This window comes from Agromyces sp. NPDC127015 (assembly GCF_042725165.1).
Classification (GTDB): Bacteria; Actinomycetota; Actinomycetes; order Actinomycetales; family Microbacteriaceae; genus Agromyces; species Agromyces chromiiresistens.
On record NZ_JBHXDI010000001.1, the window covers coordinates 814,990 to 830,167 of the forward strand.

Below are 15,178 nucleotides of genomic sequence, written 5' to 3' on the forward strand. Positions count from 1 at the left end.
GGCTTTCTCCGTTCGCGGGGGCGGCGGCTCAGGCGGCCTGGTCGATGAGCTCGATGGCGGCGGCGAGGTCGTCGGGAGTCTTCACGGCGACCGTCGGCACGCCCTTGAGGCCGCGCTTGGCGAGACCGACGAGCGCGCCGGCGGGCGCGAGCTCGATGATGCCGGAGACGCCCGCTTCGGCGAACGACTCCATGCAGCGGTCCCAGCGCACGGGCGAGGAGACCTGCCCGACGAGGAGTTCGAGGAACTCGGTGCCGGAGGCGACCGTGCTGCCGTCGCGGTTCGTCCAGATCGGCAGGGCGGGGTCGGCGGGGGAGAGCCGCTCGGCGACCTCGGCGAGGCGCTCGACGGCGGGTCGCATGTACCGGGTGTGGAACGCGCCGGCGACCTGCAGCGGAATGACCCGTGCGCCGGCCGGCGGCTCGGCCTTCAGCTGCTCGAGGGCGTCGACCGCGCCGGCGACGACGATCTGCCCGCCGCCGTTGAAGTTCGCGGGTTCGAGGCCGAGCTCGGCGAGGCGCGCGAGCAGATCGGCCTCGTCGCCGCCGAGCACGGCGCTCATCCCGGTCGGCTCGAGCGCAGCGGCCTCGGCCATCGCGCGGCCGCGCTCGGCAACGAAGCCGATTGCCTCGGTGCCGGTCAGCACGCCGGCCCCGGCGGCCGCCGTGATCTCGCCGACCGAGTGTCCGGCGATCCCGCCGATTCGCTCTGCACGCCCGTCGTCGATCAACGCGTCGAGCGTGAGCAGGCCGGCCGCAACGATGAGCGGCTGCGCGACCGCGGTGTCGCGGATGGTGTCGGCGTCGCTCACCGTGCCGTGCGCGGCCAGGTCGATGCCCGCGGCGGCCGAGAGCGCGTCGAGGCGCTCGGCGAAGCCGGGTTCTGCGAGCCAGGGGGTGAGGAATCCGGGGGTCTGAGAGCCCTGTCCAGGGCAGACGACGACGATCACCACCCCAGTCTGCCAATCACAGGACGAACTGTGGTGTGCACACGCCACAAGCTCTTCGCACAACCGTTGTATCGACTGCACAGCGTCGCGATGCCACGGCCATGCTTGGGCCGGTTCAGGATGGTCGTCGCGGGGCGTGCTCGTGGTCGCTCATCGATCCGATGATGAGCGCCGACTGGAGGATGAGCGCCTCGCGTGCGCCCGTGGCATCCCAGCCGATGACGTCGGAGACGCGCTTCAGCCGGTACCTCACCGTGTTGGGGTGCACGAAGAGCTCCCGGGCGGTCGCCTCGAGCGACCGGCCGTTGTCGAGGTAGCTCCAGAGCGTCGTCAGCAGCTCGGTCGAGTGCGCCTGCAGGGGGCGGTAGATGCGGTGGACGAGCGTCGCACGCGCGAGCGGGTCGCCCGCGAGCGCGCGCTCGGGCAGCAGGTCGTCGGCGTGCACGGGTCGCGGCGCGTGCCGCCACGACCGGGCCACCGCGAACCCGGCGAGCGCCGCCTTCGCGCTCTTCGACGCGTCGACGAGGTTCGGCACGGCGTGCCCGAGCACGAGATGGCCGGGACCGAAGTGCGGCTCGAGCTGCGCCGCGATCTCCATGAACGTGAGGGCGGGCGAGGTGCCGATCGACTCCTCGCCGTCGGGGGAGAGGGGGTCGGCCCGGCCGATCACGAGTACGAGGCGATTGCCCTGCACGCCGATGAGCACGTCGGCGTGCATGTGCCGGGCGGCGCGGCGCACGTGGTCGACGTCGAGCTGCTTCGGCGCCGTGCCGACGAGCACGGCCACCTCGCCGTGCCCGTGCCAGCCGAGGGCGGCGATGCGGCTCGGAAGCTCGTCGTCGGACTCGCCGGAGAGGATGGAATCGACGACGAGGGCCTCGAGCCGGGCGTCCCACAGGCCGCGCGCCTCGGCGGCGCGGGCGTAGACGTCGGCTGCCGCGAACGCGATCTCACGCGAGTACAGCAGGATCGCCTCGCGGAGCGGCTCGCCGCCGTCCTTCACCCGTTCCTCGACGACCTCGACCGTCACCCGGATGAGTTGCAGCGTCTGCTGCAGGCTCACCGACCGCAGGAGCTCCCGCGGCGCGGCGCCGAACACGTCGGCGGCGATCCAGGGCGTCGACCGGGGGTCGTCGAACCACGCGATGAACGACGAGATGCCGGCTTGGGCGACGAGGCCGACAGCGGAACGGCGGCTCGGGGGCATGTCGCCGTACCACGGCAACGTGTCCTCGAGTCGCTTGAGCGTCGCAGTCGCGAGCTCACCCGCGATGGTGCGCAACCACGCGAGCGTCTCCGCCTTCGTCTTCGGCCTCGTCGCCACCTCGCGCCCGCTAGCTCTCGCCGCCGGCCGATCCGGTCGTACCGGCGTTCACGTCGTGCAACCGGTACTTCTCGATCGCCTGGGCCGGCAACGAGCGGTCGACCTCGCCTCGGTCGGCGAGCAGCTCGAGTGTGCGCACGACGACCGACGGGCCGTCGATCTTGAAGAAGCGACGGGCCGCCGCGCGCGTGTCGGAGAAGCCGAAGTCGTCTGCGCCGAGCGTCGCGTACTGACCGGGCACGTAGGCGCGGATCTGGTCGGGCACCGCGTGCGCGTAGTCGGAGACGGCCACGAACGGACCCTGCGCCCCGCCGAGCTTCTGCGTCAGGTACGGGACCTGCCGCTCGGCGTCGGGGTTGAGGAAGTTGTGCTCGTCGGCGGCGACGCCGTTACGGCGGAGCTCGGACCAGCTGGTCACGCTCCAGATGTCCGCCGACACGCCCCAGTCGTCCGCGAGGAGCTGCTGCGCCTCGAGGATCCACGGCACGGCGACACCCGAGGCGAGCAGCTGGGCCTTCGGGCCGGCGGCACCGGACTCCGAGAGGCGGTGGATGCCGCGGACGATGCCGTCGACGTCGACGCCCTCGGGCTCGGCCGGCTGCACGATCGGCTCGTTGTACACCGTGAGGTAGTACATGACGTTCGGGTCGGCGTGCTGGCCGCCGTACATGCGCTCGAGGCCCGAACGCATGATGTGCCCGATCTCGTAGCCGTACGCGGGGTCGTACGAGACGACCGCGGGGTTCGTCGCTGCGAGGAGCGGCGAGTGACCGTCGGCGTGCTGGAGGCCTTCACCCGTGAGCGTCGTGCGACCGGCGGTCGCGCCGATGATGAAGCCGCGCGCCATCTGGTCGCCGGCGGCCCACATCGCGTCGCCCGTGCGCTGGAACCCGAACATCGAGTAGAACACGTAGATCGGGATCAGCGGCTCGCCCTGCGTCGAGTACGACGTGCCCACGTTGGTGAACGCGGCGAGTGCGCCGGCCTCGTTGATGCCGACGTGCACGATCTGCCCCTGCGGGCTCTCCTTGTACGCCAGCAGCAGCTCGCGGTCGACCGACGTGTAGTGCTGGCCGTTCGGGTTGTAGATCTTCGCGGTCGGGAAGAACGCGTCGATGCCGAAGGTGCGCGCCTCGTCGGGGATGATCGGCACGATGCGGTGGCCGAAGTCCTTCGAGCGGATCAGGTCCTTCAGGAGTCGCACGAACGCCATGGTCGTCGCGATCTCCTGCGTGCCCGAGCCCTTCTTCGCGATCGCGTAGGCCGACTCGTCGGGCAACGTGATCTGCGTGTACTTCGCGCGGCGCTCGGGCGTGTAGCCGCCGAGTGCGCGACGCCGCTCGTGCAGGTACTGGATCGCCGGGTCGGTCTCACCCGGGTTGTAGTACGGCGGCAGGTAGGGGTTCTCCTCGAGCTGCGCGTCCGTGATCGGGATGCGCATCGAGTCGCGGAACGTCTTCAGGTTGTCCAGCGTCATCTTCTTCATCTGGTGGGTCGCGTTGCGACCCTCGAAGGCGGGACCGAGTCCGTAGCCCTTGATGGTCTTCGCGAGGATGACGGTGGGCTGGCCCTTGTGCTCGACCGCGGCCTTGAACGCCGCGTACACCTTGCGGTAGTCGTGGCCGCCGCGCTTGAGGCCCCAGATCTCGTCGTCGCTCAGGTCTTTCACGAGCTCGAGGGCGCGGGGGTCGCGGCCGAAGAAGTTCTCCCGCACGTAGGCGCCCGACTCGGCCTTGTACGTCTGGTAGTCGCCGTCGGGGGTGACGTTCATGAGGTTGCGGAGCGCGCCCTCGTGGTCGTTCGCGAGCAGCGAGTCCCACTCGCGACCCCAGATGACCTTGATCACGTTCCAGCCCGCACCGCGGAAGAAGCTCTCGAGCTCCTGGATGATCTTGCCGTTGCCGCGCACCGGGCCGTCGAGCCGCTGGAGGTTGCAGTTGATGACGAACGTGAGGTTGTCGAGGCCCTCGTTCGCGGCGACCTGGAGCTGGCCGCGGCTCTCGACCTCGTCCATCTCGCCGTCGCCCAGGAACGCCCAGACGTGCTGGTCGGAGGCGTCCTTGATGCCGCGGTTGGTGAGGTACTTGTTGAGCTGCGCCTGGTAGATCGCGTTGATCGGGCCGAGACCCATCGACACGGTCGGGAACTGCCAGAACTCGGGCATGAGCCGCGGGTGCGGGTAGCTCGAGAGGCCGTTCGGGGCGTGCGACTTCTCCTGGCGGAAGCCGTCGAGCTGGTCGCTCGAGAGACGGCCCTCGAGGAACGCGCGTGCGTACATGCCGGGGGAGGCGTGACCCTGGTAGAAGACCTGGTCGCCGCCGCCGGGGTGGTCCTGCCCGCGGAAGAAGTGGTTGAAGCCGACCTCGTACAGGGCGGCGCTCGACGCGTAGGTCGAGATGTGCCCGCCGACGCCGATGCCGGGACGCTGCGCGCGGTGCACGAGCATGGCGGCGTTCCAGCGGATCCACGCGCGATAGCGGCGCTCGGTCTCCTCGTCGCCCGGGAACTCCGGCTCGTTCTCGGGCGCGATCGTGTTCAGGTAGTCGGTGGTGGGCACCATCGGCACGCCGAGGTGCAGCTCCTTCGAGCGCTTCAGCAGGCTGAGCATGATCTCACGCGCCCGCTGGTGGCCCTTCTCGGCGACGAGCGAGTCGAGCGACTCCGCCCATTCGTTCGTCTCCTCGGGATCCGAGTCCATCGCCTCGACCGAGTAAGGATCCTGGTCGTTGACAGTCACACTCGACCTCTCTTCTCTGCAGGGATCACCTGCGTGGTGTGGACGTGCGCACGCCGAGGCTGACCGCCTCGCGGTCGCATGGCACCCCGCCATCCTAATGAGTCTCGTCGGGAATCGGGGGCGGTACGATGATGGGCCGTTCCGATCGGAGGTCCCCGTCCATGATCCTCGCCCCTGGTGCCGTCGCGCCCGACTTCGACCTCGTCGACCAGCACGGGCAGACCGTGCGGCTCGCCGACTTCCGCGGCCGGCGACCGGTCGTGCTCGTGTTCTTCCCTCTGGCCTTCTCGGGCATCTGCCAGGGCGAGCTGTGCGAGCTGCGCGACAACTTCGCGATGTTCGCCGACGAGTCGGTCGAGCTCATCGGCGTGTCGGTCGACTCCAAGCACACGCTCCGGGCGTGGAGCGAGGCGCAGGGCTACGGGTTCCGCCTGCTCGCCGACTTCTGGCCGCACGGCGAGGTCGCCGCGGCGTACGGCGCGTTCGACGCCGAGCACGGCGTCGCGGCACGCGCGACCTTCCTCATCGACGACGACGGCGTGGTGGTCGACAGTTTCGCCACGCCGAAGGGCGAGGCGCGTCCGCTCGAGCGGTACCGCGAGGCGCTCGCTTCGCTGCGAAGGGCCGCCTGACCCGGCGGGATGCCGCGCCGCCCGGCCGCTCGGATACGATGAGCCTGCGCCGCGTGCGGCGCGAGGGCCTTTAGCTCAGTTGGTAGAGCGCCACGTTTACACCGTGGATGTCGTCGGTTCGAGCCCGGCAGGGCCCACATGTCGCTGGTCCTCGCCGATGTGCTCGCCGTCACAGAACGCCTCTGGCCCGCGGCCGGCACCGAGGCGTGGGATGCCTCGGGGCTCGTCTCCGGCGCTCTCGACGCGCCCGTGCGGCGGGTGCTGCTGGCCGTCGACGCGGTCGCCGCGACGGTCGACGAAGCCGTGGCCTCCGGCGCCGACCTGCTGATCGCGCACCATCCGCTGCTGCTGCGGGGCGTCACGACGGTCGCAGAGGACCGCTACAAGGGCGCGCTGCTCGCCCGGCTCATCCGCGCCGACTGCGCCCTGCTCGCGGCGCACACGAACGCGGACGTCGTCGCGACCGGCACGAGCGCAGTGCTTGCCGATCGGCTCGGCCTCGCCGAGCAGCGCCCGATCGAGGCATCCGACGACGGTGACACGGGGCTCGGCCGGGTCGGTCGCCTGACCGAGCCGACCACGCTCGGCCGTCTCGCGCAACGCATCGCCGAGCTCCTCCCGGCGACCGCGACCGGCGTGCGTGCTGCCGGCGGATTCGACGACCCGGTCGAGACGGTCGCGGTCTGCGGCGGGGCCGGCGATTCGCTGCTCGGGCACCCTGCGGTACGTGCGGCCGACGTCTACGTCACCGCCGACCTGCGCCACCATCCCGCCTCCGAGGCGCGCGAGCAGGCCGCGCTCGGCGGCGGACCCGCGCTCGTCGACGTCTCGCACTGGGCGAGCGAGTGGCTCTGGCTGGACGTCGCCGCCGCCGAGCTGCGCGCGGCCCTGCCGGGGCTCGAGATCGTCGTGAGCGAGCTGCGCACCGACCCATGGGACTTCCAGGTCGTGCAATGATGACGAGTCCAGCCCAGACCCCCGCGAGGAGCACCACGTGAAGGCCACGCCCGCCGACCAGCAGGAACTGCTGCGGCTCCAGTCGATCGACACCCGCATCCAGCAGCTCGCGCACCGGCTCGGCGTCCTGCCGCAGACCGCGCAGCTCGCCGAGCTCGCCAAGCGCGAGACGGCGGTGCGCGGCACCCGTGCTGAGGCGATCGGCACGCTCGAGGACGCGAAGACGGAGCTCGCCCGGCTCGAGTCCGATGTCGCCGTCGTCGAGGCCCGTATCGCCCGCGACTCGGACCGGCTGCAGCACACCTCGTCGGTGAAGGACGTGCAGGCGCTCGAGGCGGAGCTCGCCTCCCTCGCCAAGCGGCGCGGCGACCTCGAAGACCAGGAGCTCGTCGTGATGGAGCGGGTCGAGGAGGCCGAGGTCGTCGTCTCGAGCATCGACCTGCAGCGCGCCGCCATCGAATCCGAGGTCGCCGAGCTCGAGGCCGAGCGCGATGCCGCAGCGGGCGGCATCACCGTCGAGCGCGAGCAGGCCGAGCGCGATCGGGAGGTCGTCGCGTCGGGCGTCCCCGCCGAACTCCTCGCCTTCTACGAGCAGCGTCGCACGCGCGGCGCCGGCGTCGGCGCGGCCCTCCTGCGCCAGCGCACCTGCGGCGGGTGCACGATGACGCTCACGGGCTCCGACCTCGAGTCGGTGCGTCGGTCCGCGCCCGACGACGTCGTGCAGTGCCCCGAGTGCGACCGCATCCTCGTGCGCACCGACGAGTCGGGGCTCTGACGGTAGACTTCAGGGGCGAGTGGGTCGGCAAGACGGTCGCGTCGCACGGTTCACCCCGTGCGCCGAGGAACGTCCGGGCTCCACAGGGCAGGACGGTGGGTAACACCCACCCGGGGCGACCCGCGAGACAGTGCCACAGAAAGCAGACCGCCTCCCGCGCGAGCGGGCGGTAAGGGTGAAACGGTGGGGTAAGAGCCCACCAGCGGCCGGGGTGACCCGGCCGGCTCGGTAAACCTCGTCCGGAGCAAGGTCAGACAGGGAACCATGGGGCTGCCCGTCCCGTTCCCGGGTAGACCGCTGGAGGGTCACGGCGACGTGGCCCCGAGAGAGATGGCCGTCCAGCCGCGAGACGCAAGGCTCGCGGTGAACAGAACCCGGCGTATCAGCCGGCCCGCTCGCACCACGAGGCGTGGCGCCGACTCCGGTGATCGCGCCGGCGATCGCGGGCGGCGTTGCACCACACGGTCATTTCGCCGCGAGCGACGCGGCCCCGATGATGCCGGCGTTGTTGCGGTGGCGGGCGGGTACGATCGGCGTCTTCAGGTCGAGCAGAGGCAGGAACTGCTCGTGGTGCTTCGACACGCCGCCGCCGACGACGAACAGGTCGGGCGAGAAGATGAACTCGATGTGCGCGTAGAACCGCTGCAGGCGGGCGGCCCACGACGCCCAGTCGAGCGACTCGCGCTCCATCGCGGAGTACGCCGCGCGCTTCTCGGCCTCGGTGCCGTCGAGCTCGATGTGCCCGAGTTCGGTGTTCGGAACCAGCACGCCGTCGTAGAGGAACGCGGACCCGATGCCCGTTCCGAGCGTCGTGAGGATGACGAGCCCATCGGCGTCGACCGCCGCACCGTAGCGCGACTCGGCGTAGCCGGCGGCATCCGCGTCGTTGATGAAGTGGATCTCGCGGCCGAAGGTCTCCTCGAAGAGCTCCTCGGCAGGCAGTCCGATCCACTCGCGCGAGATGTTCGCAGCCGACAGGGTGCGACCGCGCTTGACGATCGCCGGGAAGCAGACGCCGAGCGGCAGCGACTCGTCGAAGTCGGCCGAGAGCCGGTCGAGCAGCTCGGTGGTCGCGGTCAGGATGTCGGCGGGACGGCCGCCCTCGGGCGTCTTGACCTTGATGCGGTCGGAGACGAGGGTGCCCTCGCCGAGGTCGACGACTGCTCCCTTGATACCCGTGCCGCCGATGTCGATGCCGATCGCGAGTTCCGTGGCCATGCGCTCACACTATCGCGGTGCCGTGCGGCGAACGCTCAGGCCGGATGCGTCACGGGAGGGTGAGGATCTCGGCGCCGCGGTCGGTGACGACGAGCGTGTGCTCGAACTGGGCGGTGAGGGAACGGTCGCGGGTGACGACCGTCCAATCGTCGGCCCAGACATCCCATTCGACGGTGCCGAGCGTGAGCATCGGCTCGATGGTGAACACCATGCCCTCCTCGATGACCGTCGTCGCGCTCGGGTCGTCGAAGTGGGGGATCACGAGCCCGGTATGGAACGCCCGGCCCACCCCGTGCCCCGTGTAGTCGCGCACGACGCCGTAGCCGAAACGCCTGGCATACGCCTCGATCGCGCGCCCGATCACGTTCACCTGACGGCCGGGCGCGACGGCGCGGATGCCTCGTGCGAGTGCCTCGCGCGTGCGATCGACGAGCAGCGCGGCCTCCTCGCCGGCGTCGCCGACGAGGAACGTGTGGTTGAGGTCGCCGTGCATGCCGTCGAGGAAGGCGGTGACGTCGAGGTTCACGAGATCGCCGTCGACGAGCACGGTGTCGTCGGGGATGCCGTGGCAGATGACCTCGTTGACCGAGGTGCAGCTCGACTTCGGATAGCCGCGGTAGCCGAGGGTCGACGGGTACGCCCCGTGGCCTGTGACGTACTCGTGCACGATGCGGTCGAGCTCGTCGGTCGTGACGCCCGGGCGGATGGCCGCCGCGGCCTCCTCGATCGCGCCGGCCGCGATGCGGCCGGCGGCCCGGATGCGCTCGACCTCGTCGGGTGCGTACCGGTCGCCGCCCGGGTTCGGGGCGGGTGCACGACGGCCCACGTACTCGGGCCGGGCGATGCCGGCGGGCACGGCGCGCGCCGGTGAGAGTCGTCCGGGGATCAGGTGGCCGGCGGCGTCTTTGGGCATAGGATCAGCCTATGACCGAGGACGTCGAGCACATGTTCTGGTACAACCTCAAGACCGGTGCGGTCGAACAGGGGTTCGTCTCGCAGTCGGTCGACCGGGTCGGCCCCTTCGAGACGCGGGAAGAGGCCGAGCGGGCGCTCGAGATCCTTCGCGCGAACAGTGCGAAGTGGGCCGAGGAGGACGCGGCCGACGACTGATCAGCGGGTCACTCGAACGAGTGCTCCGCGGTCGGATACGCCCCCGACTCGACGTCGGCGCGCCACTCGTTGGCCGCCGCACTGAGCACGCCGGCGAGATCCGCATACTTCTTGACGAACCGCGGCACCCGGCCGGTGGTGAGGCCGGCCCAGTCGGTCCAGACGAGCAGCTGGCCGTCGGTGTGCGGACCGGCGCCGACGCTGATGGTCGGGATGTCGAGGAGCTCGGTGACCTGGCGGGCCGCTTCGGCCGGCACCATCTCGAGCACGACGGCGAACGCGCCGGCATCCTGCACGGCCCGGGCGTCTGCGAGCAGCTGGTCGAGGCCCTCGCCGCGCCCCTGGATGACGTGGCCGCCGAGCCCGTGCTCGCTCTGCGGGGTGTAGCCGATGTGCGCCATCACCGGGATGCCGGCGTTCACGATGCGCCGGATCTGCTTGGCGCTGCGCTCCCCGCCCTCGAGCTTGACGGCGTGCGCCCCGGTCTCCTTCATGAATCGCACGGCGGTGTGCAGTGCGTCCTCGGGGCCGTTCTCGTACGAGCCGAACGGCATGTCGGCGATCACGAAGGCCCGCTTGACCGCCCCGGCGACGGCGCGCGTCAGCGGGATGAGGTCGTCGACCTTGACCGGAAGCGTCGTCTCGTAGCCGAGCACGTTGTTGCCGGCCGAGTCGCCGACGAGCAGGAAGTCGATGCCCGCCTCGTCGAAGATGTGCGCCGTGAGCTGGTCGTAGCTCGTGAGCCCGGTGATCTTGATGCCGTTGCGCTTCGCGTTCTGGAAGTGGCGGGTGCGCACCCGCTTCGGACCGCCGGTCGCGGAGGCGCCGCCGTAGGGGTTCAGCTCCGCCGTGGCGTCGGAGGCCGCGCCGGTCGGGGCGGAGGTGTCGGATGCTGAGGTCTGGGGCTCGCCTGACATGCCGCAATCCTCGCACATCGGCCGAGCCCGATCGGCTGCCGCGAGGCCGCCCTGCGGCGGCCGGTGCCGGTACGCTGGGATCTGCGAGAGAGGGTGTGGATGGATAAGCAGCGCGACTTCGTTCTTCGCACGATCGAGGAGCGGGGGGTCAAGTTCGTCAGGCTCTGGTTCACCGACGTCGTCGGCACCCTGAAGTCGGTCGCGATCGCACCGGCCGAGGTCGAGGGTGCGTTCACCGAGGGCATCGGGTTCGACGGCTCGGCGATCGAGGGCCTGAGCCGCACGTACGAGTCCGACCTGCTGGCCTACCCCGACCCGTCGACGTTCCAGACGCTGCCCTGGCGGGGCGATGTGGACCCGACCGGTCGCATGTTCTGCGACATCACCACGCCCGACGGCGAGCCGGCAGTCGCCGACCCGCGCAACGTGCTGAAGCGCACCCTCGAGCGCGCCGCCGATCGCGGGTTCACCTTCTACACGCATCCCGAGATCGAGTTCTACCTGCTGCGCTCGTCGAAGTTCGGCGACGAGGGGCCGATCCCCGTCGACTCGGCCGGGTACTTCGACAACGTCCCCGGCGGCACGGCGCACGACTTCCGCCGCCGCTCGGTGCGCATGCTCGAAGACCTCGGCATCTCGGTCGAGTTCAGCCACCACGAGGCGGGCCCCGGCCAGAACGAGATCGACCTCCGCTATGCCGACGCCCTCACGACGGCCGACAACATCATGACGTTCCGCACCGTCGTCAAGGAGGTCGCGATCGAGCAGGGCGTCTACGCGACGTTCATGCCGAAGCCCTTCTCGCAGTACCCCGGATCGGGCATGCACACGCACCTGTCGCTCTTCGAGGGCGACACGAACGCGTTCTACGAGCCCGGCGCGCAGTACCAGCTGTCGAAGATCGGTCGTCAGTTCATCGCCGGCCTGCTGCGCCACGCGAACGAGATCTCGGCCGTGACGAACCAGTTCGTGAACTCCTACAAGCGGCTGTGGGGCGGCGACGAGGCACCGAGCTTCATCTGCTGGGGCCACAACAACCGCTCGGCGCTCGTGCGCGTTCCGCTCTACAAGCCGAACAAGGGTCAGAGCGCGCGAGTCGAGTATCGCGCGATCGACTCGGCGGCGAACCCGTACCTCGCCTTCTCCCTGCTGCTCGCAGCCGGCATGAAGGGCATCGAGGAGGGCTACGAGCTGCCGTCCGAGGCGGAGGACGACGTGTGGGCGCTCACCGACAGCGAGCGCCGCGCGCTCGGCTACCATCCGCTGCCGGCGAGCCTCGATCACGCGATCGAGTACATGGAGGGTTCCGAACTCGTCGCCGAGACGCTCGGCGAGCAGGTCTACAACTACGTGCTCGCGAACAAGCGGGCCGAGTGGCGCGACTACCGCTCGCAGGTCACGCCTTTCGAGCTGCACCGCAATCTCGAGATCCTCTGACCGCCGGATGTCTCGACAGGCGCCGACGCTCGGCCGACTCGCACGTGCCGGCTTCGACGACCTCGACCGGGCGTCGACGCGCCTCGGGGAGCTCGCGGCGGCGACCGGGGTCGATGGCGAGGCGCTCCTCGCGGCGCTGGGCGCAGCGGCCGACCCCGACTCGGCGCTGATCGAGTTCCGCCGCCTGCACGACCGGGCGCCTGCGGAGGTCGCCGCGGTGCTCGACGAACCCGCGGCGGCCGAGCGGCTCGCCCGACTGGTGGGCGCATCGCGGGGTCTCGCCGACTTCCTGAACCGCCATCCCGCCGAGATCGCGCTGCTGCAGGCGGTGCCGGCGCCGCCGCCCACGAGCACCGAGGCGCGATCCTCGCTGCTCGCAGCGGTCGACGGACTCGCGCCCGAGCGCGTCGACGATCCCGACGCGCTGGCTGCGGCGATCCGCGTGCGATATCGCCGGCTGCTCGCCGGCGTGGCCGTCTACGACCTCACCCGGCACGACGCGGTCGACGTCGTCGAGTCCGTCTCGGCGGGGCTCGCCGACCTCGCCGGCGCCGCCCTGGACGCCGCCCTCGCCGGTGCACGCCGGATCGTCGCGCGCGACGAGGGCGCCCCCGCCGCGCCCGGCCGGTATCCCGCGGCGGAGGTCGCGGCGACGCGGCTCGCCGTCATCGGCATGGGCAAGGCCGGCGCCCGCGAGCTGAACTACGTGAGCGATGTCGATGTCATCTTCGTCGCCGAATCCGCTGACGAGCAGGCGGTGTCGACTCCGCGCGCCGTCGAGATCGCGACGCGTCTCGCGATGGTGACCATGCGATTGATCGGCGAGCCCGGCATCGAGCCGCCGCTGTGGGAGGTCGATCCGAACCTGCGCCCGGAGGGCAAGGACGGGGCGCTCGTACGCACGCTCGACTCGCACCTCCAGTACTACGAGCGCTGGGCGAAGAGCTGGGAGTTCCAGGCGCTGCTGAAGGCGCGCCCGCTCGCGGGGGACCTCGAACTCGGCGGCCGATACACGGCCGGCGTCGAGCCGATGGTGTGGTCGAGCTCGAGCCGGGAGGGCTTCGTCGAGTCGGTGCAGCGCATGCGCGAGCGGGTCACCGAGCACATCCCGGCCGACGAGGTGGATGTCCAGTTGAAGCTCGGTCCAGGTGGCCTGCGCGACATCGAGTTCACCGTGCAGCTGCTGCAGCTCGTGCACGGCGCGACCGATGATTCGATCCGGCAGGGCGGCACCCTGCTCGCCCTCACGGCCCTCGCCGAGGCAGGATACGTCGGTCGCGAGGAGGCGGGGGAGTTCTCCCGCGACTACCGGGTGCTCCGCGTGCTCGAGCATCGGCTGCAGCTCGAACGCCTTCGACGAACGCACCTGATGCCGCGAGACGCCGACAGCCTGCGCATCCTCGCTCGGGCGTCTGGGCTCGGACGCGACGCCGCCGAGCTGACCCGCGTCTGGCAGTCGACGCGGCAGCGGGTGCGCGGTCTCCACCAGCGCCTCTTCTACCGGCCGCTGCTGTCGGCGGTGGCCGCGCTGCCCGCGTCGGGCCTCGAGCTCACCAGTGCGCAGGCGGAGGCGAGGCTCGCCGCCATCGGGTTCCGCGATCCTCGCGGTGCGCTGGCGCACATCGCCGCGCTGACGTCGGGCCTCTCGCGGCGGGCGACGATCCAGCGACACCTGATGCCCGTGCTCATCTCGTGGTTCGCTGAGGGGACCGATCCCGATTTCGGGCTCCTCTCCTTCCGCCGCCTGAGCGACACGCTCGGGACGACGCACTGGTACCTTCGGCTGCTGCGCGACTCGTCCGACGCGGCGCTTCGGCTCACCCGAGTCCTGTCGGGGTCGCGCTATGCCGCCGAACTCCTCGAGCGCACACCCGAGGCGGTCGCCTGGCTCGAGGACCTCGAGGAGCTTCGACCCCGCTCGCTCGCCGCACTCCAGGACGAGACGCGCGCCGTGCTCCGACGTCACGGCGAGTCCGACGACGCGGCGAAGATCTTCCGCGCCATCCGGCGCCGCGAGATGCTGCGCCTCGCGTTGGCCGGCATCCTCGACGTCACGACCGTCGAAGAGCTCGGGCACGGGCTCACCGATCTCACCGAGAACCACATCGCCGCGCTTGTCGCGGCGATACGGGGCGGCGAGTCCGACGGCATCGAGTTCGCGGTGATCGGCATGGGCCGCTTCGGCGGCCGGGAGCTCGGCATCGGCTCCGATGCCGACATCATCTACGTGTATCGCGCTCAGGGCGCAGAGCCCGATGCAGCGCATTCCCGCGCGCTGCGCATCGTGAGCGAGCTCGTGCGACTCTCAGAGGATGCGCGGCTGCCGTTCGAGCTCGATGCCGACCTCCGGCCCGAGGGGCGCAACGGCGTCGTCGCCCGATCGCTCGACGCCTACCGCGCCTACTACTCGCGCTGGTCGCTCACGTGGGAGGCGCAGGCGCTCCTGCGGGCGCGTGGCGTCGCCGGCGACCGCGCACTGATCGACGACTTCACCGAGCTCGCCGACACCGTCCGCTATCCGAGCGAGATCGGTGAGCAGGAGGTCCGCGAGGTCAAGCGCATCAAGGCGCGCGTCGAGAACGAACGGCTTCCGCAGGGGGCCGACCCGACCCGCCACCTGAAGCTCGGCCGCGGCTCGATCTCCGACGTCGAGTGGTTCGTGCAGCTCGTGCAGCTGCAGCACGGCGCGGAGATCGCGTCGTTGCGCACGACGTCGACGCTCCGCGCGCTCGACGCCTCGACCGAGGCGGGACTCATCGATCGTGCCGATGCCGAGACGCTCCGGGCGGCGTGGGTGTTCGCCTCGCGGGCCCGCTCGGCGCTCACCCTCTGGCTCGACAAGACGACCGACGTGCTGCCCGTCGAACGTTCGCAGCTCGAGGGCGTCGCCCGCATCATGGGCTACCCGGCGGGCTCGGCGACGCAACTCGAGCACGACTACCTGCAACTCACCCGGCGGTCTCGTGCGGTGTTCGAACGGGGCTTCTACGGCCTCGAGCCGAAGCGCGAACCGACCGTCTGACGACGCGAGCAGCGCCGTGCGATCGCACGCCCGCCACGTGGAATCCGAACGGCTTCCTCGGGGTCGGAATGCACGAGAAGGGCCGCCCCGCTTGCGCGGG

12 protein-coding genes, 1 tRNA gene and 1 other RNA gene are annotated in these 15,178 nt (G+C 70.8%); 8 read left to right on the forward strand and 6 right to left on the reverse strand.

The window, feature by feature from the left end; genetic code table 11:
- Positions 1 to 28: 28 nt before the first annotated feature.
- The 3 genes from ACFWGP_RS03805 to aceE all read right to left on the reverse strand — a co-directional run bounded on the left by ACFWGP_RS03805 (position 29) and on the right by aceE (position 5,010).
- On the reverse strand, positions 29 to 949 hold the full coding sequence (locus ACFWGP_RS03805; RefSeq protein WP_376930155.1) for an ACP S-malonyltransferase: 921 nt from the start codon (positions 947 to 949) through the stop codon (positions 29 to 31).
- A 115-nt stretch (positions 950 to 1,064) separates the two neighbouring features.
- Positions 1,065 to 2,273, reverse strand: a complete 1,209-nt coding sequence (locus tag ACFWGP_RS03810; protein ID WP_231431100.1) for a CdaR family transcriptional regulator — start codon at positions 2,271 to 2,273, stop codon at positions 1,065 to 1,067.
- Positions 2,274 to 2,283: 10 nt separating this feature from the next.
- Positions 2,284 to 5,010, reverse strand: a complete 2,727-nt coding sequence (gene aceE / locus ACFWGP_RS03815; protein WP_376930156.1) for a pyruvate dehydrogenase (acetyl-transferring), homodimeric type — start codon at positions 5,008 to 5,010, stop codon at positions 2,284 to 2,286.
- A gap of 161 nt (positions 5,011 to 5,171) precedes the next feature.
- Here aceE and ACFWGP_RS03820 point away from each other — a divergent pair, with 161 nt between their 5' ends.
- From ACFWGP_RS03820 to rnpB, 5 genes are all read left to right on the forward strand, one after another.
- Positions 5,172 to 5,642 (forward strand): peroxiredoxin, encoded by a 471-nt coding sequence (locus tag ACFWGP_RS03820; protein ID WP_231431098.1) that lies wholly within the window; start codon positions 5,172 to 5,174, stop codon positions 5,640 to 5,642.
- 64 nt (positions 5,643 to 5,706) lie between these two features.
- Positions 5,707 to 5,779 (forward strand) — tRNA-Val (locus ACFWGP_RS03825).
- 1 nt (position 5,780) lies between these two features.
- Complete coding sequence (locus ACFWGP_RS03830; RefSeq protein ID WP_376930157.1) at positions 5,781 to 6,599, forward strand: Nif3-like dinuclear metal center hexameric protein; 819 nt, start codon at positions 5,781 to 5,783, stop codon at positions 6,597 to 6,599.
- A gap of 37 nt (positions 6,600 to 6,636) precedes the next feature.
- Entirely contained in the window at positions 6,637 to 7,374 is a 738-nt protein-coding gene (locus tag ACFWGP_RS03835) for a zinc ribbon domain-containing protein (RefSeq protein WP_231431096.1), read from the forward strand.
- A 20-nt stretch (positions 7,375 to 7,394) separates the two neighbouring features.
- Positions 7,395 to 7,772, forward strand: an RNA gene (gene rnpB, locus ACFWGP_RS03840) — RNase P RNA component class A.
- A 67-nt stretch (positions 7,773 to 7,839) separates the two neighbouring features.
- Here rnpB and ppgK read toward each other — a convergent pair.
- Positions 7,840 to 8,592 carry a polyphosphate--glucose phosphotransferase gene (gene ppgK, locus ACFWGP_RS03845; RefSeq protein WP_231431095.1) on the reverse strand — a complete coding sequence of 251 codons (753 nt, stop codon included), beginning with the start codon at positions 8,590 to 8,592 and terminating at the stop codon, positions 7,840 to 7,842.
- A 49-nt stretch (positions 8,593 to 8,641) separates the two neighbouring features.
- Entirely contained in the window at positions 8,642 to 9,505 is an 864-nt protein-coding gene (gene map, locus ACFWGP_RS03850; protein WP_231431094.1) for a type I methionyl aminopeptidase, read from the reverse strand.
- A gap of 11 nt (positions 9,506 to 9,516) precedes the next feature.
- On the opposite strand from map, the gene ACFWGP_RS03855 reads away from it, so the two are divergent.
- Positions 9,517 to 9,702, forward strand: coding sequence for an SPOR domain-containing protein (locus ACFWGP_RS03855; protein WP_231431093.1), 186 nt, complete (start codon positions 9,517 to 9,519; stop codon positions 9,700 to 9,702).
- An 8-nt stretch (positions 9,703 to 9,710) separates the two neighbouring features.
- On the opposite strand, the gene panB is transcribed toward ACFWGP_RS03855, so the two are convergent.
- On the reverse strand, positions 9,711 to 10,619 hold the full coding sequence (gene panB, locus ACFWGP_RS03860) for a 3-methyl-2-oxobutanoate hydroxymethyltransferase (RefSeq protein ID WP_231431092.1): 909 nt from the start codon (positions 10,617 to 10,619) through the stop codon (positions 9,711 to 9,713).
- Between the two features lie 99 nt (positions 10,620 to 10,718).
- On the opposite strand from panB, the gene glnA reads away from it, so the two are divergent.
- Positions 10,719 to 12,056 carry a type I glutamate--ammonia ligase gene (glnA, locus tag ACFWGP_RS03865; RefSeq protein ID WP_231431091.1) on the forward strand — a complete coding sequence of 446 codons (1,338 nt, stop codon included), beginning with the start codon at positions 10,719 to 10,721 and terminating at the stop codon, positions 12,054 to 12,056.
- A 7-nt stretch (positions 12,057 to 12,063) separates the two neighbouring features.
- Positions 12,064 to 15,078 (forward strand): bifunctional [glutamine synthetase] adenylyltransferase/[glutamine synthetase]-adenylyl-L-tyrosine phosphorylase, encoded by a 3,015-nt coding sequence (locus ACFWGP_RS03870; protein ID WP_275505834.1) that lies wholly within the window; start codon positions 12,064 to 12,066, stop codon positions 15,076 to 15,078.
- Positions 15,079 to 15,178: the final 100 nt, after the last annotated feature.